Source organism: Bacillus sp. JZ34 (genome assembly GCF_053903205.1).
Genome location: NZ_CP096403.1, coordinates 131,131 through 154,675, shown reverse-complemented (window position 1 = coordinate 154,675; position 23,545 = coordinate 131,131). Strand labels below are relative to the sequence as shown.

Annotated in this window: 21 protein-coding genes; 6 read left to right on the top strand and 15 right to left on the bottom strand. The window is 44.2% G+C overall.

Features of this window, described 5'->3' with window-relative positions; all coding sequences use genetic code 11:
• Nucleotides 1-107 precede the first annotated feature (107 nt).
• From M1D90_RS00750 to M1D90_RS00700, 11 genes are all read right to left on the bottom strand, one after another.
• Nucleotides 108-1,553 (bottom strand): DEAD/DEAH box helicase, encoded by a 1,446-nt coding sequence (locus M1D90_RS00750; protein ID WP_429673957.1) that lies wholly within the window; start codon nucleotides 1,551-1,553, stop codon nucleotides 108-110.
• A gap of 824 nt (nucleotides 1,554-2,377) precedes the next feature.
• The gene (locus M1D90_RS00745; RefSeq protein ID WP_026580362.1) at nucleotides 2,378-3,157 is read right to left on the bottom strand and encodes a hypothetical protein; all 780 of its coding nucleotides are present in this window, start codon (nucleotides 3,155-3,157) and stop codon (nucleotides 2,378-2,380) included.
• A 15-nt stretch (nucleotides 3,158-3,172) separates the two neighbouring features.
• Nucleotides 3,173-4,765 (bottom strand): ribonuclease YeeF family protein, encoded by a 1,593-nt coding sequence (locus M1D90_RS00740; RefSeq protein ID WP_456283070.1) that lies wholly within the window; start codon nucleotides 4,763-4,765, stop codon nucleotides 3,173-3,175.
• 17 nt (nucleotides 4,766-4,782) lie between these two features.
• Nucleotides 4,783-5,052, bottom strand: coding sequence for a YwqI/YxiC family protein (locus tag M1D90_RS00735; RefSeq protein WP_020453522.1), 270 nt, complete (start codon nucleotides 5,050-5,052; stop codon nucleotides 4,783-4,785).
• Between the two features lie 9 nt (nucleotides 5,053-5,061).
• Nucleotides 5,062-5,454 (bottom strand): DUF5082 domain-containing protein, encoded by a 393-nt coding sequence (locus M1D90_RS00730; protein ID WP_023856887.1) that lies wholly within the window; start codon nucleotides 5,452-5,454, stop codon nucleotides 5,062-5,064.
• Between the two features lie 354 nt (nucleotides 5,455-5,808).
• A complete protein-coding gene (locus M1D90_RS00725; RefSeq protein WP_026580364.1) occupies nucleotides 5,809-6,075 on the bottom strand; it encodes a hypothetical protein in 267 nt (88 codons plus the stop codon).
• Nucleotides 6,076-6,236: 161 nt separating this feature from the next.
• Nucleotides 6,237-7,538, bottom strand: coding sequence for a pyrimidine-nucleoside phosphorylase (locus M1D90_RS00720; protein WP_456283069.1), 1,302 nt, complete (start codon nucleotides 7,536-7,538; stop codon nucleotides 6,237-6,239).
• A gap of 30 nt (nucleotides 7,539-7,568) precedes the next feature.
• Complete coding sequence (locus tag M1D90_RS00715; protein ID WP_020453525.1) at nucleotides 7,569-8,750, bottom strand: NupC/NupG family nucleoside CNT transporter; 1,182 nt, start codon at nucleotides 8,748-8,750, stop codon at nucleotides 7,569-7,571.
• An 81-nt stretch (nucleotides 8,751-8,831) separates the two neighbouring features.
• Nucleotides 8,832-9,503 carry a deoxyribose-phosphate aldolase gene (deoC, locus tag M1D90_RS00710; protein ID WP_020453526.1) on the bottom strand — a complete coding sequence of 224 codons (672 nt, stop codon included), beginning with the start codon at nucleotides 9,501-9,503 and terminating at the stop codon, nucleotides 8,832-8,834.
• Nucleotides 9,504-9,628: 125 nt separating this feature from the next.
• Nucleotides 9,629-10,567, bottom strand: coding sequence for a sugar-binding transcriptional regulator (locus M1D90_RS00705; RefSeq protein WP_020453527.1), 939 nt, complete (start codon nucleotides 10,565-10,567; stop codon nucleotides 9,629-9,631).
• A 590-nt stretch (nucleotides 10,568-11,157) separates the two neighbouring features.
• Nucleotides 11,158-11,925: a carboxymuconolactone decarboxylase family protein gene (locus tag M1D90_RS00700; protein WP_146875301.1), complete on the bottom strand. Its 768-nt coding sequence runs from the start codon at nucleotides 11,923-11,925 to the stop codon at nucleotides 11,158-11,160.
• Between the two features lie 190 nt (nucleotides 11,926-12,115).
• On the opposite strand from M1D90_RS00700, the gene M1D90_RS00695 reads away from it, so the two are divergent.
• A complete protein-coding gene (locus tag M1D90_RS00695) occupies nucleotides 12,116-12,493 on the top strand; it encodes a MerR family transcriptional regulator (RefSeq protein ID WP_145623998.1) in 378 nt (125 codons plus the stop codon).
• A gap of 286 nt (nucleotides 12,494-12,779) precedes the next feature.
• Here the strand turns inward: M1D90_RS00695 and M1D90_RS00690 are convergent, their stop codons facing one another.
• Nucleotides 12,780-13,199, bottom strand: a complete 420-nt coding sequence (locus M1D90_RS00690; RefSeq protein ID WP_075212838.1) for a DUF4275 family protein — start codon at nucleotides 13,197-13,199, stop codon at nucleotides 12,780-12,782.
• A gap of 239 nt (nucleotides 13,200-13,438) precedes the next feature.
• Here M1D90_RS00690 and M1D90_RS00685 point away from each other — a divergent pair, with 239 nt between their 5' ends.
• Genes M1D90_RS00685 through M1D90_RS00665 form a run of 5 tightly spaced genes read left to right on the top strand, consistent with a single transcriptional unit; the run spans nucleotide 13,439 to nucleotide 20,427 of the window.
• Nucleotides 13,439-14,500: a lipoprotein YdaJ gene (locus M1D90_RS00685; RefSeq protein ID WP_391509326.1), complete on the top strand. Its 1,062-nt coding sequence runs from the start codon at nucleotides 13,439-13,441 to the stop codon at nucleotides 14,498-14,500.
• Complete coding sequence (locus M1D90_RS00680) at nucleotides 14,481-15,320, top strand: diguanylate cyclase domain-containing protein (RefSeq protein WP_456283068.1); 840 nt, start codon at nucleotides 14,481-14,483, stop codon at nucleotides 15,318-15,320. Before M1D90_RS00685 ends, M1D90_RS00680 begins: the two co-directional genes overlap by 20 nt.
• Nucleotides 15,310-17,040 carry a DUF2334 domain-containing protein gene (locus tag M1D90_RS00675; protein WP_161517472.1) on the top strand — a complete coding sequence of 577 codons (1,731 nt, stop codon included), beginning with the start codon at nucleotides 15,310-15,312 and terminating at the stop codon, nucleotides 17,038-17,040. The genes M1D90_RS00680 and M1D90_RS00675 overlap by 11 nt, the downstream gene beginning before the upstream one ends.
• Complete coding sequence (locus M1D90_RS00670; protein ID WP_106071159.1) at nucleotides 17,033-18,295, top strand: glycosyltransferase family 2 protein; 1,263 nt, start codon at nucleotides 17,033-17,035, stop codon at nucleotides 18,293-18,295. The genes M1D90_RS00675 and M1D90_RS00670 overlap by 8 nt, the downstream gene beginning before the upstream one ends.
• A 5-nt stretch (nucleotides 18,296-18,300) precedes the next feature.
• Nucleotides 18,301-20,427 carry a cellulose biosynthesis cyclic di-GMP-binding regulatory protein BcsB gene (locus M1D90_RS00665; protein ID WP_456283534.1) on the top strand — a complete coding sequence of 709 codons (2,127 nt, stop codon included), beginning with the start codon at nucleotides 18,301-18,303 and terminating at the stop codon, nucleotides 20,425-20,427.
• Between the two features lie 30 nt (nucleotides 20,428-20,457).
• Here M1D90_RS00665 and M1D90_RS00660 read toward each other — a convergent pair whose 3' ends face one another.
• From M1D90_RS00660 to M1D90_RS00650, 3 genes are read right to left on the bottom strand one after another with little or no spacing between them, the layout of a single operon-like run.
• Complete coding sequence (locus M1D90_RS00660; RefSeq protein ID WP_456283067.1) at nucleotides 20,458-21,747, bottom strand: valine--pyruvate transaminase; 1,290 nt, start codon at nucleotides 21,745-21,747, stop codon at nucleotides 20,458-20,460.
• A complete protein-coding gene (locus M1D90_RS00655; RefSeq protein ID WP_456283066.1) occupies nucleotides 21,744-22,982 on the bottom strand; it encodes a DUF6421 family protein in 1,239 nt (412 codons plus the stop codon). The genes M1D90_RS00660 and M1D90_RS00655 overlap by 4 nt, the downstream gene beginning before the upstream one ends.
• Complete coding sequence (locus tag M1D90_RS00650; RefSeq protein WP_023856878.1) at nucleotides 22,979-23,545, bottom strand: prephenate dehydratase domain-containing protein; 567 nt, start codon at nucleotides 23,543-23,545, stop codon at nucleotides 22,979-22,981. Before M1D90_RS00650 ends, M1D90_RS00655 begins: the two co-directional genes overlap by 4 nt.

Here is a 23,545-nt window from a genome sequence, read left to right as displayed (position 1 = left end):
TTCTCCTTTCTTTTGAAGCGCTTTCATTTTTTGACAATTCATCATATGCTGCTTATCCAAGGTTTATTACGAACAAAAAAGCTCCCGACAAAGTCGGCAGCCTAAGTTCATTTCCTCGCTTTATGCACTTTCAGCAATTTCCCTTTCACGGTTGTGTTTTTCATCGCTTCTAAGACGAGCGGTCCTTTGCCGTTTAAAATTTCAACGAATGAACCTTGCTCTTGTATCGTGATAATCCCAATATCCTCAGCGGAGACGCCGTCAATTTTAGCAATCGTCCCAACGAAATCAACAGCTCTCAGCTTCTTCTTTTTTCCCCCGTTAAAGTAGAGCCTCATAATTTCTTTATTTAACGATTCGCTCTTGTCCTGTTTAAGCTCGGGCTTCCTATTGATTTTCTTTTGAAACGCCGCTTTTGCCCGTGCAATTTCTCCTTTTGACGGCGCCTCAATAATAGGAATGGAAAAACCGATATAGTCTTCAATGTCAGCGATCATCCTTTTTTCACGCGGGCTGGCAAGCGTAATCGCTTTTCCCCGGCTGCCGGCTCGGCCTGTTCTGCCGGTACGATGCACATAGCTTTCTTGATCTAATGGCAGCTCATAGTTGATAACATGTGTGATGTTCTCAATGTCGATGCCCCTTGCCGCTACATCTGTCGCGATTAAATAGCGAAACGCTCCCCGTCTAAAGCGGTTCATCACGGCAAAACGTTCCTCCTGAGGCATGCCGCCGTGAATTTTCGCGCACGGATAACCCAAACCGGCTAAGCGCCGCTGCAACTCATTCACTTGCTCCTGTGTGCGGCAAAAGACGATGCAGCTGTCCGGATTCTCAACAATGAACAGATCCACTAAAAGCGAAAATGGATCATTTTCATTTACAATGATCAGTTGATGCTCGATATCTGCAGTTGTCGTACCGCCTTCTTGAATCTCGATTTTCAAAGGGTCTTTCATATATTGAAGGGACAGATGCTCTACATCCTCCGGAAAAGTTGCTGAAAACAGCATCGTCAGCCGTTCTTCAGGCAAATGGCGGATGATCGCTCCTACTTGATCGATAAATCCCATATTCAGCATTTCATCGGCCTCATCGATGACAAGGTATTTCAGTTTTTCTAATGGAAAGGTCCCTTTTTCAATGTGATCCAATACGCGTCCAGGTGTCCCGACAACGATATGGCATTTTTGCTTGAGCTCTGTTTTTTGCCGTTCAAAGGACGATTTCCCGTAAACAGCCGCTGCTTTTATTCTTTTATAGCGGCCGATGTTCGTCAAATCTTCCTTAACCTGAGCGGCAAGCTCGCGCGTCGGTGTCAAAACCAAAGCTTGTGGTTTGTTCTCTTCCCATTCGGTCAGCTCGCAAAGCGGAATTCCGAACGCGGCCGTCTTCCCGCTCCCCGTTCGCGACTTCACCACAACATCCCGCTTTTTAAGCGCTGCGGGAATCACTTCGCTTTGCACCGCAGTCGGCTGCTTATACCCTAAATGATCGAGCGCTTTCGTAATATCGCCGCTTAATGCATAGTCTTTAAAACTGGCTTTGCTCATGCATGAACTCCTTTTGGTCATATGATTTCCAATGAATGATGGTGTTATGAATGTGATTATACGCGAATCATGACTGATTTCAAAAAGACATGAAAAAGAGGCTACAATAAACGCAGCCCTAAGAAACACCCTAATTAACTTATAAAGCTGTTAACACAAAAGAATGATAAAAGAAACGACTGTTTTTTAAACATTCAATTTCCCTTTTAAAACATTGAAGAAATCAAAAATATATTTATGAGCAAAACAAATATAAAAATAATACCCATTAACCGTTGCAACAGAAATGGGAGCCGGTATAAAACAACTTGAACCTCATAGTTAACCGACCATGCGAAAAACAAAAAAAACCGAAGCAAATCGCTTATCCACCCATTCGGCACTTCATATATATTGTATTCATATATTTTTATTACCCATGAGGGAGCGATTAAAGAGTATATAGCCATTATTAAGTTGACAGTTAATGAAATATAAAGTAATGAACTTGGAAAAGGTACCATATCATTTAATGCATAACTAAAAAAGATACTTATGAAAAGAAATACTAAAATACCTTGTATAACATTTGACTTCTTAAGTATTCTTTTTCGTGGGCTGGTATATGTTTTTTTTGTTTTAGTACCGTATACCAAAGAAAGTAATATTAAGAAGCATTCAGATACAAAAGCAAATAAAAAAATTGAGATACCGCTCTCATTCTCATTTCTATAAGGCAAACTTGCTAACAAAAAAGCTATAAACAATAATATAACAACGTTGCTTCTTAACCAAAAAAAGAAGCTTTTTTTTATTGAAAACATAAAATTAGTCCTTTCTACATTCTATAAATCATAAAATTCATTCATAACGGCCACTATTTTCTCAAAATATTCACCCACTGCTACCGGCTGAAGATAAAGAGAACCGGTTTTTTTAATATTCTCATAATCTAAATGCCAAATGAAATCGTCGCTTTTTAATAAAAACACAACTTGATCTAATCTTGTTTGGTTTTGAATATAGTCACTTTCAACAAAAGAAATATTATCAAGTTGTTGATCGTTCGCTAAAAAATCAAAAGAAAATTGACTAATAGACGGATGCGTTTTCGGGTCTTCCGCCATTCTCTTGATGACTTCAGCTTCCACCTCATGAAACTCATCAAATGAATCTTCATCCATTTCAAAAATTTCATGTTCTGGTTTTTTATCCGTATATGAATGATAAAATGTTTTCAACATTTCTAAAAATCGGTCTCTGCTTCTTAAAATCGAAAAACTATGATTTTGTTTTTCAATCTCCTGCACAATGAATTCATTATTTTGAACATGGTGTACAATCAACACCCTTTTTCGATGGATACAGCGGACTTTTCGCTTTGATTGAATGAGCAAGTGAATTAAGTTTTCTAACCCTTTTTGTAAATTAGATTCTGTGTCATCAGCCCAATATCCTCTTTGTTTTAAAAGATTTTCAGTTTGAGTTGAAAAAGGTTCAATATCTTTTTCATTTTGAATTAATAGCTGATCATTAATTATATCCTCCGCGGCTTTATCATACCTACACAGTAACAATGCGGCAACGAGTTCATTTGTTGTTAATATAATTTTAGAATCAATCATTAAAACTCCTCCTCTTTAACGGAACCAACTAGTCACAAATTCCTTGGCCTTTGAAAACCCATCTGATACTGAATCTGAAATATTCGAAACTTGTTCTTCTGACCATTCCTTCACATCATTTAGTTTATCTTCTACCCATTCACCTGTGTCTTCTCCCCACTGTTTCACTGAATCTCCAGAAACTATAGATCCGGTAATACCAATTCCTGCTCCAATCGCTCCTCCAATAAGGGTTCCTGGACCTGGACAAATAAGGGACCCTATCGCGGCTCCACCAGTTGTTAAGCCCGCAACTCCGACATCCATTCCTATTCCTGCGGAGAACCTTCCCCATTTTTCCCCATTGCTTTTATCTCTGTTTTCATCACTAAAAAACTCAGATGAATTCGTTAATAGAGAAAATGCAGTTCCAAAACCAGGAACCCTTTTAACTAACTTTCCAGGAGCTACTTCATCCTTAAACTTCCCAAGAGTCCCTTTCACATCAAGCTTAGTCTTATAACTCTTCAGTTCCTCTGGCTTATGCTTTAGGAAACTTTGGCTTTCTAAAATCTTTTCATATGATATTCTTGTTGTGTTAGGCCCCAACCCAACAATCTTTCTCAAAAGGCCGCTTGGTTTATTTTGAAATTTGCCGAGCCATTTTTTGATTGGTTTGCTTGAGTTTGGATCGCCTTTTTTCAGGATATTGTAAACAAACTGAGCCACCTTGGAATCGTATTTTCCGTTAGCTCCCTGCGTCCATTTCGGAGAGGCTTTCACACGGAAGTTTCCTTTTCCGTCTTTTTCAAGCTCAAGCATTTTCGTCGCCAGTACATTCACGGCTATGACGCCTTTTGTTACAGCCAAAGCGCCGTTTCCTGTACCGATTAAATCGAGCCATTCAGCGATTCTGCCCATCATTGTCGGATCGTCTTGTTTTTCTGCTAAATCAACGGCTTCGTCAATCATTTGTTTAACGACATCTGTTTCAGAAAAGTAGTTTTCAACCTCTTTAATCGTTTTTTTAGATAGGATCGCGCCTCCCTTTGACCAAGTGTTCACTTTTTCAGTGAGCTTGGAAAGCTGAGCGATCGAATTTGACGATTGTTTTAATATAGAATTAGTATCACGATCAAGCTCTTTTAAATCAGACACTGTGTTGTTCACATGTTTTTTTGCTTCGGAAATATGCTCATTAAATGACGCCAAAGAGATAGATCCGCCCCCAATCAACTGGCTGATTTTATCAAATTCGTCATTAATCGAATCAACCGTATCATTGGTTTGACGTTTCAGTTCTGTTAAGCCCTTTTTGACATCATGCGTCAGAAACTCTTCTTTTACAAAACCCTCTGTTGATTCATAGGTTCTGATTTTTGCTTTAATATCTTTTAAATTCTGTATGTATTGATCAATAAAGTGCTGAAAATAAAGCAGCACAGGAAGATGAAGAACCGAAAAGTGTTCTTTGATCGCATTTCCGCCTTCTCCTTTTAATGCATCATCAAGCTCTGCAATTTTTTGTACACTTTCCCTTATGGCATTGATTTCTTTTTCCTCTTGCTTTTTTTCCTTAATCAATTGGTCTATCGCGTCAATGACTTCAGAGACATCTAAAACTTTCAAGAGAAAACCAGCCCTCCTTATTTCATTTTTTGAGAGATGTTTTTATCAGTATCAATCAGGACTTTAATGTTTGACCATGCGTCCTTTTCAACTGAAGATAGCGCCTCCTTGTATTTTTTTAATAGCTGCTCGTATTCCTTTTCGATTTTTTTTATTTTGTTCACTACATCCATTGAAGAATTAGTGATATCGGCTTTTGAACCTGCTATCGAAAGTGCGCTGATTTTTGTCTGAAGGCTTGAAAACGCCGTTTTGACTTCTTCTGCTTTTACCTTTATTTCTGCCATTCTTTCACCTCAATGATTGACTTGTTTTTTTATATCTGTAAGCTGTTGTTTTTGTATACTTAGAAACATCTCCATATTAGAGATTTGCATTTCAAGATTTTCAATCTCTTGCTCAATATGTGAAATCAGACCATCTGTTTCTCTCTGTATATTTTGATAGCTGTGTGCAATATTTGATCTTATATTGATAAATTGATTTGTATGTCTACCGTTCCATATATGCGAAGTAATATCTGGCTGATTGATGAGATTGGCATTGTTTGAAAGGGTGTGAAGTTCACCGGTAATAGCTGTTTTTGCTTTTTTCAGTTCAGCGATTTTGCTTTGTGTATCCTTTATATTGTGAGATAAAGAAGAAATATCTTTTTCCAAAGAAGCGATTTTAGCAGCATGGTTTGACATATCGGGTTCACCTCGTTTTTCAGAAAATAAACGTCTGCACGTTACTATTCGCTTATTCCACAGTATTTCGGTTAGGTATATTGTTGCTTTCCGATTGAATCCAACGTTCTTATAAATCAGACCTTTTTCATATTACAATATCATCCAAAATAGGTAAATAGGATAATGGACTTGGTTTTCTTGGATTTTCTTGAATTGATCCATTCAAGCTTCTCACAATGTTCTTTGAAATAGCATTAGGTGCTTAGTTCAAATGACCTTCTTCAAATCTTGCCATTAAACAAACAGCACACACCCAAGGTTTTCTCAAAATATCCGTTTTTAAAAACCGCCGGATTTTCCGGCGGTTCTCTTTTAACTGCTCCATTTCTTGAATTTTTTAAAATATATACAAAAGGAAATGATTCCGCCAATTATGCCTGTCAAAATTGCCAATATGAATGAAATAAACAACAAACCCAAATACCCCCATCCCAGCGCTTCATCCTGGGAAGGTTCGCCCGTCACAAAAGATTGCATGTAAAAATGCGACAGTATGGCATATAGGATAAATGAGCATATACCTATAAGGATAAAGATTAAAACACTAATACCAGAAGATACTAGAATACGTTTGGCCACGTTTAAAAAAACCTCCTATTTATCTATACCTTTCCGTCCATGTAAAAAGATGACACCTAAGACGTATTCATGCTACAAGAAAGATTAAAATAGGTAAATGAGAAAAAAGGCCCATAAAAACAGCACACACCCAAGGGTATGTGCTGTTTCTGCATGCTCTTCTATTCCGTAATCACCGTATGCACGAGCTTCGGCGCTTCGGCTTTTTCAGCGATTTGAATGTTGTCGTAGACTTTTACGATGACGTCATCGACATTTTCGCGGTTTGCGTATAGGGTAACCAATGGTTCGCCTTTTTCGACTGCGTCGCCGACTTTTTTGCGAAGCATGATACCGACGGCGAGGTCGATTTTGTCTTCTTTTGTTGCGCGGCCGGCGCCCAGCAGCATGGCCGCGACGCCGATTTGATCGGCGACGATTTCAGACACGACGCCCGCTTCTTTGGCGGGAATGTCGATTTTGTAGGCAGCCTGAGGCAGCTTTTCAGGGTTATCCGCGACAGAACTGTCGCCGCCTTGGTTCTGAAGGAAACCCTTGAATTTTTGCAGCGCTTTTCCGTTTTTCATTACATCGATCAGTTTCTCTCTTGCTTCGTCAAGGGTCTCTGCCTTTTTGGCGAGAACGACCATTTGGCTGCCCAATGTTAAGACAAGCTCAGTCAAGTCTTCCGGACCTTCCCCTTTTAATGTATCGATCGCCTCTTTCACCTCAAGGGCATTTCCGATGGCAAACCCCAGCGGCTGGGACATGTCGGAGATGACAGCCATCGTTTGGCGGCCGACATTGTTTCCGATGCGGACCATCGCTTTCGCAAGGTTGACGGCGTCTTCATCGGTTTTCATAAAGGCGCCGGCGCCTGTTTTGACGTCAAGGACAATCGCGTCCGCCCCTGCGGCGATTTTCTTGCTCATAATCGAGCTGGCAATCAGCGGGATCGAATTGACCGTGCCTGTCACATCGCGAAGGGCGTACAGTTTTTTGTCAGCAGGCGTCAAGTTTCCGCTTTGGCCGATGACGGCAACCTTGTCGCGGTTGACAAGTTTGATGAATTCGTCTTTAGAAAGTTCCACGTGAAACCCTTTGATCGCTTCGAGCTTGTCAATTGTTCCCCCTGTGTGTCCAAGGCCGCGGCCCGACATTTTGGCGACCGGGACGTCGAGAGCCGCAACAAGCGGCGCAAGTACGAGCGTCGTCGTGTCGCCGACGCCTCCTGTTGAGTGTTTGTCGACTTTGATGCCTTCAATCGCGGAAAGATCGATCGTTTCGCCTGAGTTGACCATCGCCATCGTGAGATCGGCCCGTTCTCTGTCCGTCATGTCCTGAAAATAGATGGCCATCGCCAGAGCGCTCGCCTGATAGTCAGGAATGCTGCCGTCTGTGTAGCCTTTAATGAAAAATTGAATTTCTTCTGTTGTCAATTCTTCTCCATTTTGTTTTTTAGTGATGATATCAACCATTCTCATTGTGATCACCAGTCCTTTTTTCAATGTTTATCAATAGATCAATCCTACAACGGTCGCTGTCAAGAAACTGACGAGCGTTGCGCCGTACAGCAATTTCAAGCCAAAGCGTGCGACGACGTTTCCTTGTTTCTCATTCAGTCCTTTAACAGCGCCGGCGATAATTCCGATCGATGAGAAATTGGCAAATGAGACGAGGAAGACAGAAACAATCGCTTCGGTGCGGCCGCTGAAATGGAAGCTGCCTTGTGCGAGAGACTGCATCGCGACAAATTCATTTGAGACCATCTTGGTTGCCATGATACTTCCAGCATTCACCGCTTCATGCCATGGAATACCCATCAGGAAGGCAAACGGCGCAAAAATAAACCCGAGCAGTTCCTGGAATGATATGCCTAGTGCGGCGCTGAAAATGCCGTTAATCATTGCGATGATCGCGACAAATCCGATCAACATGGCGGCCACGACGACGGCGACTTTAAAGCCGTCCATAATATATTCGCCCAGCATTTCAAAGAAGGATTGTTTTTCCTCTTCCTGTACCTCTACCATATCATGTTCTCGATCGACTTCATAAGGATTGATAATCGAAGCGATAATAAATCCGCCGAATAAGTTCAATACGAGCGCGGTGACAACGTATTCTGGCTTCAGCATCGTCATATAGGCGCCGACGATAGACATCGAGACGGTTGACATCGCTGAAGCGCACAGCGTGTAAAGTCTGTGCTTAGGCAGCAGCCCCAGCTGCTTTTTTAACGAAATGAATACTTCAGATTGCCCCAGTATCGCCGAGGCCACGGCATTGTATGACTCAAGTTTGCCCATCCCGTTGATTTTGCTAAGCGCAAGACCAATATATTTTATAATAAACGGAAGGATTCTCCAATATTGCAAAATACCGATTAAAGCAGAGATAAAAACAATCGGGAGCAGCACGCTGATGAAGAATGTGGATTCATTCACATTCACCAGCCCGCCAAAGACAAAATTTACACCTTCTGCGGCATATTCAAGCAAATACCCGAAGCCTTTGGCAAACCCGCCGACGAGATAGTTTCCGACGCCCGTGTTCAGCAAAACATATCCCAATGCAAATTGCAGCACGATCATGACGATAACCGGACGGTACTTCACTCTTTTTTTTCCGCTGCTGACCAGCCATGCAAGCCCTAAGACGACAAATAAACCGATGAGCCCGATAAGATATTTCATGTTTTGATCCTCCTGGGGATGTATTCGCTTACATTTTTGTATCTGTGCGCAGGAAGCTTTCGCTTCCCGCCGCACTGGATCTTAGTAGTTATCTTCATTTTTCCCTTCTGCTCCGCTGACGATGGAAACGCCTGCGCTTGCACCGATCCGGGTCGCTCCGGCTGAGATCATGCTTTCAACGTCCTCTTTTGTTCGAATGCCTCCAGATGCTTTGACACCGATGTCGGGTCCGACTGTTTTCCGCATGAGGGCAATATCTTCCGCTGTCGCTCCGCCGGTTGAGAACCCGGTTGAAGTTTTGACAAAGTCGGCACCGGCAGCAACAGCCAAGCGGCAAGCCCGCTCTTTTTCCTCGTCTGTCAACAGACACGTTTCAATGATGACTTTAACAAGCGCTTTACCTTTTGCGGCTTCAACGACTCCGCGGATGTCCGCCTCGACAAAGTCATCGTCTCCGTCTTTTAAAGCGGCGATGTTGATGACCATGTCCACCTCTGTCGCGCCTTTTGCGATCGCGTCCTTCGTTTCAAACGCTTTTGTTTCTGTCGTGTTGGCGCCCAGCGGAAAACCGATGACTGTGCAAACATCGATTTCCGTTCCTTTCAGCTCTTTGGCGGCGAATTCAACCCATGTCGGGTTGACGCAAACTGAAGCGAATTGGTGCGTTTTCGCTTCTTCTATTAATTTTTCAATCTCGGATTTTTGTGTATGCGGTTTCAATGCTGTATGATCAATGAGATTTGCAATCGTCATATACTAGCACTTCCTTTATATAAGATAGTTTCAGCATAACCGATTTTTGAACAAATGTAAATTACCATATGAAATTTTGTTCAATAGAAAATAAAGTAAAATCCAGGCTGTTCTTCCTGGACACTTTAATCATCTAGCAGTTCTTTCGCCGTATGCTGATCAATAATCAGCACATTGGCATATTTGCCTTTTAGTGCACCATGAATAGCGGCTTTTTTCCGGCTGCCGCCCGCTACGAGAATCGACCGTTCTTTTTCCCTCAAGTCAGCCAATTCAATGCCGATCGTCCGCGAGTCGATAGCATGGCTGCAAATGTTTCCCTCCGCATCAAAAAAGCGCGAACAAATATCGCCGACTCCACGTTCTTTCAGAAGGGCTTTTTCCTCTTCATGAAAATACCCCAGCCTGAACAGCAGGGCTTCATCACGGACCGTGCCGACTGTAAATAACGCAATGTTCGCCTGTTTGCCCATTTCTATGATCCGCTTAATGTGCCTGTCCCGCTCAACCATCTGTTTAACTTCCGGGTTGTCAAACACGACCGGAAGCGGCAGATACCTCGGCATCGTTTGAAAGGCTTCGGCAAACAGCTGAATCGTTTCAGACGAATAGGTGTTGACACTTGAGTGGCTGATTCCGCCTTTCAGTTGTACGACCTCTGCGCCCTTCACCTGTTTGGGCTGCATATTTTGGGCGATTTGGTACATTGTCGTTCCCCAGCTGACGCCGACAATGTCGCCGTCCTTGACTGCGCCGTGCATGTATTCGGCTCCGAAGCGGCTGAGATAATGCGTGATGGTCGTATAATCCGCGGTCGGCGAAAAAACAACATGTGCTTCCATGAGCCCGTATTTTTCCTCAAGCATCGCACCGAGCGCATCCATATCTTCAAACGGATCCATGACGCGGATTTGGACATACCCCTTTTCCTTGGCGAACTGCAGCAGCCTTGATACCGTCGGTCTTGAAATCTGCAGCTGTTCGGCGATTTGCTGCTGGCTGTAGTCAGACTGATAATAGAGCCTCGCAGCTTCAATGCTCAATTGCTGTTTTTCCTTGTCCATCACGTTCCTCCCCTTTAGTAACGCTTTAACCCATATTATATAGGTTCATGCTCCTTCTTATCCAGCTGAATTCCGTCCGCGACCCTGTGTCGTCCAATTCGGTGAGATACAGCAGATCGTTCGTGAGCGTCTTCATGCGCTCCGTCTCCGACTTGATATGATGCAGCCACTTGGCCTGCTCGTTTATTGTATCCTCGCCATTAGGGGTAATACCAGCGTCGCTGATACCACCCGCAAACTTCTGTAAATAGAAAACATCTGTAGAAAGTTCCTGAAACGGTGAGTATCGGAATAAAATTTCCAGTGGATCGTTTGAATTTTGGAACATCGTTAATTCGTTGTGGTTACGGTATTTCTGATACGTTATCAAACTACTTTACGGTCTGTGTCAGCTAGAGACTCCTTGGGTTACGCCCAAGGATACCTGAAAATTAAAGATGTCATTATGGGAATTGAAAATACTTTTAAGTCCTATGAGTCGGAAGTGCTCAAAATAAATTGATCAAGCTAGTAGCTAGTATGTAAAAAGACCGGAAAAACTTTGTGGGTGAAGTCCGGTCTTTTTATCAACTTGCTCTATCGGTGAATAACTATGTTAAAAATATCTTTTTGGCAACATTTATAGCATTCAAGACTTTAGGAAATCCCGTGTATGGGTAGCATTGCAGTAATGCCTCAATCACTTCTTGTCTCGTTAAACCTACACGAATGGAGGCATTGAGATGAACGTGCAACTGTGGCTCGCATCCACCTTGAGCAGTTAAGGCTCCTAATGTGACGAGTTGGCGCTGTTTAGGGTTTAGTCCTGAGCGGCTGTAGATTTCACCAAACGCAAATTCAATGATTTGTTCAGCTAATCCAGGGGCAATCTCGGCAAGTGAATCGGCAACCGCCTCACCATGTTTGCCGTCGATTTCTTGAAGTTTTACTATGCCTCTTTCCCGTCGTTCCCCTACAGAATCTAGTAGTTCGTCCTCGATATTTACTTCGATATTTTGTTCTGCAAAAAGTTGTTTCGCAACGGTAATGGCATTTAAAGCACGAGGAGCGCCGCAAAACGGAATACAATGGGTAGCAATTTCAATAATTTCGTTCGGCATAATCCCAACTTTCAAACCGAAGTTCATGTGCCATTTGAGTTGATTTGGAGTATCACCTAACGATGTTAACGCAGAGATCACGATCATTTCTCTTTGTTGATTGGTGAGTACGGGATTATTGAAAACTTGCCCAAAAAATTCAATAACGTACCGACTTATGTGGGGAGATACATCGCTTAAAGCATGAATAACCGCTTGGATTCCTGCTTCATCAGTTTCTTGAAAAAGTTTTTTTCCATTTTCATAGTTTGAGTTCATCGCTTAATTGCCTCCAGTTTTAAGGTTTTCTATTTCCCGGTACTTCTAATGTAGTTTATTATTGCTACACGAAGTCAAATATAAGTTTTCACAATAGAATTTTCCTATTAGCTAGAGGTTACTAAAGCATTTTTCTATTTTTTTGATCTGCATTTCGTTATAGTAACTATAACGAAAGGGGACGGATCGGATGTCATTTTCAATGAAATATGTAGTCGATAACTTACATGTGTCTGCAAATACACTCAGATTTTATGAAAAGGAAGGGTTGTTAAGAAATATTTCTCGAGATTCAAATGGTCGTAGAATATATAATGATGACGATTTGAGATGGATCAACTTTATCCGCTCTCTGCGGTTGACAGGAATGCCTATTTCTAAAATAAAAGAATATATCGATCTTTATGAATTAGGCGATGAAACATTCCTGCAAAGAAAAGAAATGATGATGCAGCATAAATTAGAAGTGCAGAATAAAATCAATGAAAACCTAAAACATTTAGAAGTAATAAGTTATAAGGTTGCGATGTACGAACTTCAAGAAAGAAAAGACACGCAGAAAATTTAGTAAACTGGACTGTAAGATAAAAGCTCGGCTGTATGCCGAGCTTTTCCAATGATTACACAGTTGTTTCAACATGGTTGTTTGTTACACGTTCCCCCGCCATATGCTTTTTAGTCCAGTCCAGCTGAACATAAAACGTCGTCTTCTCGTTCGGCACACTCTTCGCATAGATCTTACCTCAGTGCTGCTCAGGCGATCAATTTGGCGATGGCGAGGCCGTAGCCGCCATTCTGCCGCGAACGCGAGGGATCGGCTCGGTAGAAGCGGTCAACGCTCTCGACAGCTTCGCTCAAGTTGAACGGAACGTGAAACAAAAATACGGCCCGTATGCCGACTCATGCGTCACTACATATGTCCATGTCATGTCTTTATCCGTTATATATGCATCTTCTTCTGCTGTCAGATCTGAGGCTGTCAGTTTTCCAACGTGTTCAAAAATATAGGCGTCATCCGTGTGCTGGTAGAATAAAAAGCAATCGCGCTTCGGCTGTTCGTTAAAGGCTTGATCGGCCTGTCCGCCGGTAAAACACGGCTTCATCTCATAGCTGAATAAATGCCACAAAAAATGGCTCACCAAGATCGTGTCCCTTTCCGGAAGCTCCATGCTTGCAGCAAATCGGTTTTCCCACGTTTTACGCAAATAAGACCCCCACTTCGGTATTTCTGTTACTTTCACATTTTGTCTTTCAAGCTTGCTGATAATGTCCATTCACGTCCTCCGTTTATTTCTTTTGGTATTTTTTTATGAAAATCAATACGAAAATCCTTCTATTGATGGAAAAACATTTTATTATTGGACTTACGTCCTCTTTTTGGATAGTCCAAAAAGATCAAAAAAATCTAGCAATCTCCATTTTTTCATTTATAATAAGTAAGTCAAAATTATTCTCAAAAAAACATTCGGGGTGATCTATCGTGAAAGCACCCGTGAGGTATATATGGATTGGTATGATCCTGTGCTTTTTATCGGCCAGTCTGGCCGTCGGTTGTATCAAAGCTGAAGATCAGTCAGATGATGACAAAAATGATGAAGCGCTGCAGCCTGCCGAACACTTCGTTTACCATCATTTAATGAGCGATCAGGGGCTGATTAAAACCAGCTTTTCTGACCAGCCTGTTTACTTGTCGGAATCGCTTGGCTTGTGGATGGAATTTTTGATCAGTAAAAAAGACGGCGAGCATTTTCATGAGCAATATCAGCACCTGACCGAATCCTTCCTTATGAAAAACAACCTGGTCTCATGGCAAATCCAAAACGGCCAGGCAAGCGGGGTAAACGCCTTGATCGATGATCTCAGAATCATGGTGAGCCTCGATCAAGCGGCAGCTCTATGGGGAAACAGCGAGTATAAACAAACCGCTCTGAACATCGGTTCCGCATTAAAAACGCACAACATGAACAACGGGATATTGACGGACTTTTACGACTCCGCCTCTCAATCCGCATCAAAGGATATCACGCTTTCCTATATCATGCCAGATGCGCTATCCGTCTTGAAAAAAAACGGAGTGATAGATAAGGATACCGAAAGGCGGAACGCCAACATTCTTTACCGCGCCCCTTTGAAAAACGGTTTTCTCCCGAAAGTGTACAGTACAGAAACGAAAGCATACACCTATGACCATGAAGTCAATCTCATTGATCAGCTTTACACAGCTTGGCATTTACCGCCGAAGGATCAAAAAGCCGCTGTATTAGCGGATTGGCTCAAACAGACGTTTCAAACCGGCGGCAAACTGTATGGCCGGTACTCGATCGATACAAAAAAGCCGGCGGTTCAATACGAATCTCCATCCGTCTACGCTTTGACGATATTATTTTTCATCAACCAAAACGAAGATCAAGACGTCATCAAAGCGCTGTATGATCGAATGAATGATTTTGAAATTCTTGATTCGTCTGAGACGTATTATGGGGGATATATGAGCGGAAATGATACGCATTCTTTTGATAACCTGCTGCCTCTATTAGCCGAAAGGAAGCTTTTAAATGAAAATATCATTCAATGATTCGCAAAAAATGTTCGCTTATATGACGGGAATAGCAGCAGCTCTTGCGTTGTTCATCCATTATGTCTCAGCCCCGCAGTCCGAATCCATTCTCATCATTTGCATCACACTTGCCATCATCGCAGCGGGAATATGGCTCGGATCGATTTACGCACTGGCTGGGACGATCATCGTCCTGTTTGTTCTCGGAACTTTGATGATGTTTCTTCACACAGACGCTTCGTCTGAAACGGAATTGCAAACCCTCGTCATCTGGGGAATAGCGCTTTTGCTGTTCTCCTTCATGTCAGGGAGAATCCATGACATCGCGATCGGACTTCACCGCTCTGTCAAACACCTTCAAGACGAGATCAATAGCTTCGTTGCAATTGACTGGGTGACAGGCTTTGATAATAAACAGAGGATGAAGCTGGAGCTCTCGGAAGAAATCAAGCGGGCGGAGCGGTATGGCAACTCATTTGTTTTTTTACTGCTGCAAATGCATTATTTCAAAGAGTTCAAATCCCTGTACGGAGAAAAAGAAACCGACCGTCTCTTTCAATTTGTCAGCAGTCAAATCAGATCATGTGTCCGGGAAACGGATAAAAAATTCCGGCCTGCCGAAGAGCGGTTTGGCATCCTGCTGACACACACGCCTGCTGAGCATATGCCTGCCGTCCTTGAAAAACTGAAGAAACAGCTGAACACATACCAGCTGAAAAACGGCAAGTATGTCACCTTGACCTTCCACGTGTGCCACTTATCATATCAAAACGATTTAAAGACTGCTGAGCAATTTTTAGAAGAACTAGAAAACGAGATGATGATGAATGAACTGTAAGCGGATATTACTTCTATGCGCGGCTGTCCTTATCCTGGCTGCGGTTTTTCATGTTCCGGACACCGCCGGGGCAAAGCAGCAGAAGCGCGGCATTCTCATCATCTATTCAACATTGGACGGCAAAAAATCAGCCGATGTGAAAATGCTCGACCTTATCGCCGGCCATTTTACATCCCATGTGACCGTTGTAAATGATGCGGATGTCAAAGCTGCGGATCTGGCAGGAAAAGACCGCGTCATCTATTACGGACAAACGAAAAGAAAGCTGAACAAAAAGCTCGCGCAGCTGATCAGCTCCTTCCAAAAACCTGTGACAGCGATCGGCTTTAACGCCGGGCAGTTCAGCCAATTTGCAGATCTTTCGCTGAAAAGCGAAGACAATGTGTATCAGATTCGCAGCACAAATGAGGAACACGATACCTCTTTAGAAAGCGGAATTCGTGTCCTTGAGGTATCAGGCTTGAAGGGAAAAGCGTTGTACACATACAAAGCTGACGACGGAAAAGCTCACCCATTCGCATGGAAAACCGGCAAAAGTAACGTGTACATCGGTTTAACCGATTTGCTCAACAACAACCTCCTCGCCGCTAAGCAGCTCAGACAGGCATTTGGTGAAACCCCGGACAGCACGCTGTTATATTTGCGGCTTGAGGATATCAGCCCAATGTCGGATGAAAAACTGCTGCTCCAAGCCGGGGCTTATCTGCATAAACGAAATATTCCTTTTATCCTTTCTGTGATTCCGGTATATGTCAATCCTGAAACGGGCGACAAAGTCTATATGTCTGAAAAGCCGAAGCTTGTCAACGTGCTGAGAAAGCTGCAGGATATGGGCGGCAGTGTAATTGTTCACGGGTATACCCATACATACCGCTACAGCGAAACCGGTGAAGGATTCGAGTTTTGGGATGCTAAAGCCGATCAGCCGATCACATCGCAAAATGCGAAAGAGCCCGCGACCCTTTTGCAAAAGGAACAGAACTTTCCGAATGAAGAAGCATATCAAAACTATTTGAAGCCGTTCAGAAAAAATGAGGAAACGTACACGCGGCAGAAGCTGACGAACGCTATTGAAGATCTCACAGCAGAAGGACTGTATCCGCTCGCGTTTGAAGCGCCGCACTATACGATGTCAGAGCACGGCTATCAGATCGCCTCACAGTATTTTACAAGCTTGTTAGGCCAGGTTCAGCTTAGCGATACAACATGGAAAACGTCAGGCGCCGGGCCTTTTGTTACCAAACCGGCAATACTCCATGGGATGACGCTCTATCCTGAGACCATCGGCTATGTTGATCAATCGGATCAAAATCCGCTCGGCAAAGTCGAGGAACGCATCTCTCAAATGATCGATTTTGAAGGCGGAGTAGCCGGCGCATTTTATCATCCTTATCTTGGAATGAAATATCTCCCTGAGCTGGTTGATCAAATGGAACGCATTCCGAACAGCGAATGGCTCGATATTAAAAAGACAAAGCAAACCGTTAAAACAGATAAAGTGGAAATTCACACAAGCGGAGATGGAACGATTCAAGTTAAAAGCAAAGTCAGCGCCATTGAGACGTTTTTCGATCATCACCAGCAAAGCCCGCTGGAAAAGGCGCTTTGGATTCTCTCTCTTATTGTGCTCTTGTTTGTTGTCATGTTTGTGAGCTATACCCTTTACTTGAGAGCCACATTAAAAAAACGAATCTTTAAGGAGAGAAAAAACCGTGGGTAATGTTCTGTTCCTAGTCTCTTTAAGCTTAATATGGGTCATGCTTCTGTATCACATGTTTCTGATGCAGGGCGGATTCCGCCACTATATGACCTTCGAACGGAACATGCCGAAGTGGAAAGAGAACGTGAAGGATCTTCCGAAGGTCAGCGTTCTGATTCCTGCGCATAACGAAGAGGTCGTGATTAGGCAGACGCTGAAGGCGATGGTGAATCTCTATTATCCGAAGGACCGGCTGGAGATTATCGTCATCAACGACAATTCATCTGACCGGACGGGCGACATTGTAGATGAGTTTTCCAGACAATACGACTTTATTAAAATGGTCGTGACCAAACCTCCGCATGCCGGAAAGGGAAAATCGACGGCGCTCAATTGCGGTTTTGCCGAATCAAGCGGAGATGTCATTTGTGTGTATGACGCCGACAACACGCCCGAAAAAATGGCTGTTTATTACCTTGTCCTCGGGCTCATGAATGATCAGAAAGCCGGAGCAGTGGTGGGAAAATTCCGCGTCATCAATGCGGCGAAAACATTGCTCACAAAATTTATCAACATCGAAACGATTTGTTTCCAATGGATGGCACAGGGCGGGAGATGGAAATGGTTCAAAATCGCCACGATCCCCGGCACCAATTTCGCCATCAGGAGAAGCATTATCGAACAGCTGGGCGGCTGGGACGATCAGGCGCTCGCGGAGGATACCGAGCTTACGATCCGGGTCTACAACCTCGGCTACCACATCCGCTTCTTCCCGGCGGCCGTCACTTGGGAGCAGGAGCCGGAAACGTGGAAAGTCTGGTGGCGTCAACGGACAAGATGGGCGCGCGGCAACCAGTATGTCGTCCTGAAATTTTTGGCTCAATTTTTCAAGCTGAAGAGGAAACGGATTATTTTTGATTTGTTTTATTTCTTTTTTACGTATTTTTTGTTTTTCTTTGGCGTCATCATGTCAAATGCGCTTTTTGTGATCAATTTATTTTATAATCTGCATCTTTCATTCGGTTTTTTGTCTATCATCTTATGGGTTTTGGCTTTCTTTCTATTTATGACGGAGGTCATGATTACACTGAGCATCGAAAAAACAGAAATGAACAGGCAGAACTTTTTCATCGTTTTTCTGATGTACTTTACATACTCGCAGGCTTGGATTGCGCTCGTGATTTATTCTTTATTCGTCGAAATCAAGCACCGCCTGTTCAAGCAAGAGGTTAAATGGTACAAAACAGAACGATACAATCAAAAGAAAAGCGGGTGACTTTTTTGAAATATATCATCATATGTCTGGCAAGCCTTATGCTGATCACGGCGACGGGACAAGCTGCAGCTGCCAAAGACGTTACAGTAGACGGCTCGATCCTCGGGAAAAACAGCCGGGAACAAGCCAAACAGCAAGTTCTTACAAACGATCTCTTAACCTTGTACGGGGCAAAAGACAGCGCCGAGTTGACGTATCAAATTCCAGCGGGCGCCTCCTCTGCCCATCAGCAGCTCACACTTGAATACGAGGCCTCAGACCTTTTAATTTCACCGTCTTCTTTAACAGCCGAGATTGATGGCGAACCGGTCAAAACGGTTAAGCTTGCAGGGAATGCCGGGAAGAAAACGCTGAAACTCACACTAAACAAAAGCCAGTCGTCTCCAGGGTTTCACAGCCTATCACTGAAGTTCTACGGAGTGGTTCATGAAGGCGTCTGCGTCACACAGGACTCTTCCGGGAACTGGATCAAAATTTACCCGGACAGCCGTCTGAATATCGGGGAAAAGAACGAATCTAAAGGAGTGACGCTCGAACATTATCCTTATCCGTTCGCCCAGTCCGGCAGCTCCGTGGAAAAAACGGCAATCGTCATTCCGGACCATCCAAGTTCGGCTGAAATCGAAGCTGCAGTTAAAACAGAAGCCTACCTTAAAACGGTTGACAATAGCATCAGCACGAAGATCTTTGGTGAATCTGACCTGGCGAAAATCGACAGGCCGACGATTGTGATCGGCGTCCAGCATCACTGGAGCGGCAAAGTGAAAAAGCTGTTGAAACAAGCAAAGCTCGAAGCAAAAGAAGACAAGCTTTTGCTTGCGGAACGGATGCTCAAAGCAAAGGATAAGCAACAGCCTGTATTGTTTGCAGCTGCATCATCTGATGATGTTCTTTCTGAAAAGATCAGCGTCATTACCGACAAAACGTATGCCGCCCAGCTCAGCGGCGACACGCTGGCAATCGGCAAACTTCAGCAGCATAATAAACGGGAAGGCGGCAAGCTGACACTCGAGGATTTCGGGACGGGGGATTTGACAATCGGGTCCGGACAAACATCTTCCGAGCATTTTTATTACCCCGCACCGGCGCTATTAGACAAGAATCAACCTGCAAAGCTTTCGCTTACGATGAAAAAATCGGAGACGATTCAAAAGCAGGCCCGTCAAAACGACTTAGCTGCGGAACAGGCGGAGCTGAAGGTCATGATCAATGGTCAGCCTCATTCCGTCGGACTTGACGATTTAGGAAAAGAAGACAAAAACGGCTTTTACCATGTTTCTTTAAAAGTCGATCCGAAACTTTTGCAAAAAAACCGTTACATCGATATTCAATTTGCCACTTCAGGGTTGAAAGAGAACAACCCCTGCTATGCGGGGAACGGTGACAAGTGGATTTTCATCGATAAACAGAGTGCATTGTCTTACCACGTCAGCGACACATCAGCTTCAGCCGATTTTCAAGAGTGGCCGCTTCCCTACGCGGGAGATCAGGACAACAAAACGCTGATGATCCTGCCCGACAAGGCGGATCAGTCAAAGCTTCATGAACTTTCACTTGTGGTCGGCTCCTTCGGCAGCGAAGCCAGGCAGGCATTCACAGTGAAAACATCCGCTGAAGTCAAACCGGATGACATGAAAGGAAGAAACATCATCTTCATCGGAAGTGTCGATCAATTCTCTCTGCTGAAGGAAAAAACATCCGAATTGGCTGTTCCGACGGCGAAAAACGGGGCATTTGATGTGTCATCTTTTCAAATGCTGAATGAAACGACGAAACAAATCGCGTTTACTCAAACATCGCTTTGGGATTCAAATTACTCGATGGCTGTTTTCGCGCCGTTTAAAGGGCAAGGCACAGCTGTCACAAAAGAAATGATCAACTTTTTAAACAGCAATGACTTCGCAGCAACCGTCGTTAATGAAACGGACAGCCATCAGCTGTTTACAAACCATCAGCAGCTGACAGCAAAATCAGCTGAAATCAAGACGGATGATAAACAGGAAAGCAATCAGCAACATGTGATGTACATTGCCATCCTGATCGTGATCATAGCGGCAGCGGTTATTCTGATTTTGACAACCGCCAGGCGGAGAAAAAGAAAGGCCAATGGCGGCGGAAAGATTGACGAATAAAACAGGGGCTTGCTTCTAGCCCCTGTTTTTTTATAAGTATTCAACCTGCTTCTCATATACATCCTTCACAATTTTAGCTAAAATATCGATTCCCCTTATGATATCTTCATCCGCCGCGGTTAGGCTGATTCGTATACACTGGTGCGAATGCGCCATGGGGCGGGATTGGTGGTGAAAGAAAGATGAGCCGGGAACGATGATGACTCCGTCGGCTTTCATATACTCATACAGCGCCGCATCAGTCACCGGCAGGTCTTCAAACCACAGCCATCCGAAAAGCGCCCCTTCCCCTTGATGCAAATACCATTTGATGTCTTCAGGCATCTTGCCTAAAAGCGTATCCTTAAGCAGCTTGAATTTATTGCGGTAATACGGCCTGACTTCATTTTGCGACACGTCGGCGAGGCGCCCGTCATTCAAAACAGATGCCGCCATATACTGCCCCAGCCTCGAAGAATGGATCGCCGCATTAGACTGGAATGCTTCCATTGCCTGAATATACCGGGACGGCCCGATGGCGATTCCGATCCTTTCACCAGGCAGGCCTGCTTTTGAAAGGCTCATACAGTGGATAATCTGATCGTTGAAAATCGGTTCCATGTCGATAAAATGAATCGCCGGAAAAGGCGGAGCATATGCGGAATCAATGAACAGCGGAACATTCGCTTCTCGGCAGGCGTCTGAAATGAATGCTACATGTTCGCCAGGCAGGATGTTTCCGCAAGGATTGTTCGGCCGTGAAAGCAAGACAGCGCCAATGCACGGATCGGTCCTCATCCTCTCTAAAAACGCCTCACGGTCGAGCTCATATCGAAACGTATGATCATCCAATACCGAAATGAGAGGAGGTATCCCCTCAATCATCTCCCGCTCCAACGCCGCTCCGCTGTATCCTGAATAGTCGGGAAGCATCGGAATCAAGGCTTTTTTCATCACAGACCCGCTTCCCATTCCGCAAAACGAATTAATCGCCAGAAAAAACAGCTGCTGGCTTCCGGCTGTAATCAGCACATTCTCTTTTCGAATGTCGGCGCGATACCGCTCTGAAAAGAAGCGGACAACACTTTCAATCAGTTCATCGGTTCCATAGCTCGATCCGTATTGGCCGATTACTGAAGAAAACCTGTCATCGTCGAGCAGATTGGCAAGAGCCGACTTCCACATGGCTGACACGCCGGGCAATATCATTGGATTGCCCGCACTTAAATTAATGTATGACCGATCTCCGCCGGCCAGGACTTCCTGAATATCGTTCATCACAGCCCTGACCCCTGTCTTCTCATTCATTTTCTCTCCGATTTTGCTTAATGCCGGCTTCACGCTTCCAGTCTCTCCCGCTCAAACCGAAGACGGGCGGTTTCGATTTTCTTATTGATCTCGTCAATGAAATATTGTTCCGGAACGCTGAACTGCTCGCCTTCACGCCCGGGAGGCAGGTATTGTCTGACATAGCGTTCCGCCGCCTCTTTGTATGCAGAGTCATCCTCGATCTCTTCCAGCTGTTCGATTTCAGCCACAAGCTTTTTTAAATCGTCCATGCATCGGGAAAGATCAAGCGACACGGGTTTCTCTTCTCCTCTTTGAATGGAATGGCCGTTTTCAATGATCCAGCTGAACAGAAAATAGCCTGTCCCGGAATCAAAATTCCGCGTTGCATTATGCTGGCTTGGATAGCGCAGCAGCCGTTCATACAAAACAAATTCGATTATTTCCTCCCAGCCGTCATATTGCCGCTCCCACAAAGTGAGGATCGCTTGGCAATCGACCTTGACTTCTTCTAAAATGCCTGCGAAAAAATTCATTTTCGCCTGAATATGCAGGTGAAAAGGTTTTTTTCCGCAATGATGAAAATAGTCATGAAGGTAGCCCCACAGCACCCTTGCTTCATATGTGCGGTCGGGGGAAAGCTGAGCCGACTTGAAAGGCGCATGTTCAAAAATGGCCCTCGCTCTTTTCAGCGTATCCTCATGGTAAATGTGATAAAACTTATTAAAATAGAAAATCGCGAATGTCTGTGATGTAATGTTCTCTTTTGTTTTCACATTTTCCGGGAAGAATACGATGCATTTTTCTTCCGTGAACCCCTTTGTTCCGGCGAGAAGCTTGAGGGATTGGCAGCCGTTTTCAGGATGGGGCAGCTCTTCTTCTATCGGCCTCATCATGGCAGGTTCTTCACGAACGGCCAAAAAGGCTTCAAAATAACAGCCTTTCGCATGTGGCCCATTCGGCGTCACGATCGGCGCCGCAAAAAAGGTCGTCTCCTGATCATTCGGAGCCCGGTAAGCCGTCAATAACCGGTCAAAATACGGCGTCTCCTCTAATCCGCGTCCGATCCAATCCAAGACGTCCTGTTTAAACGCCTCTTTTGCAGCCGTTAGGTGAACCGCTTCATAAATGGTTCCAGCGTCTTCTATCAATTGCAGCAGAAGCTGTTCCGCCCTTTCGCGACGCTCTGTAATCTGTCCTTTATCATTTTGGTACGTCTGTAATTCATGAATGTTCGGTACAATCTGCTCGTTGACCAAGTTTACAATGTCCCCTGTCAATGTCGTCATCGGCTTCCTCCTTCGATTGATTTAAGCCCGTGGATCGTAAAACACATCGGCACTTCTCCAAAATCTTGAATGACTTTCAAACGGTGTTCATCAGCTGCTTTAATCGTCGTGATACAGCCGTCAGCCGCGTTTGAAGCGCAGGCCAGGGCCGCTTGTGCATTGCTGGTGACAAATTGGACTTGACTGCTGAACAGCTCCGCCAGATGGGCGGGAGCAGGGTGTGAAGCGACGGTTTGAATGTCAGATGCCATCGTGTGCTGTTTTGCGGCAAAAACCATGTTGTATGTCGGCATCACAAAACTGTCTATGATCTTTAAGTCAGCGAGATTCTCGAATACAATTTGATGCAAAAACGGGTAAACGGCGCAGCCTAAAAGAACTGAATTTTCTGTCGATTTAACATGAGGGAGCGCTTCTTCCAACGTTTCATAAAGTCTGACTTCCCCGCGGACCCCTTTGTTTTTGAGCCAAAGCAGGCCGGCTTTTTCGCAGTTCGTGCCTTTGGGACCGAGCGTATGGACAATCATCACGGCTTGTTCTTCCTGCACTTTAGTCGAGATCAT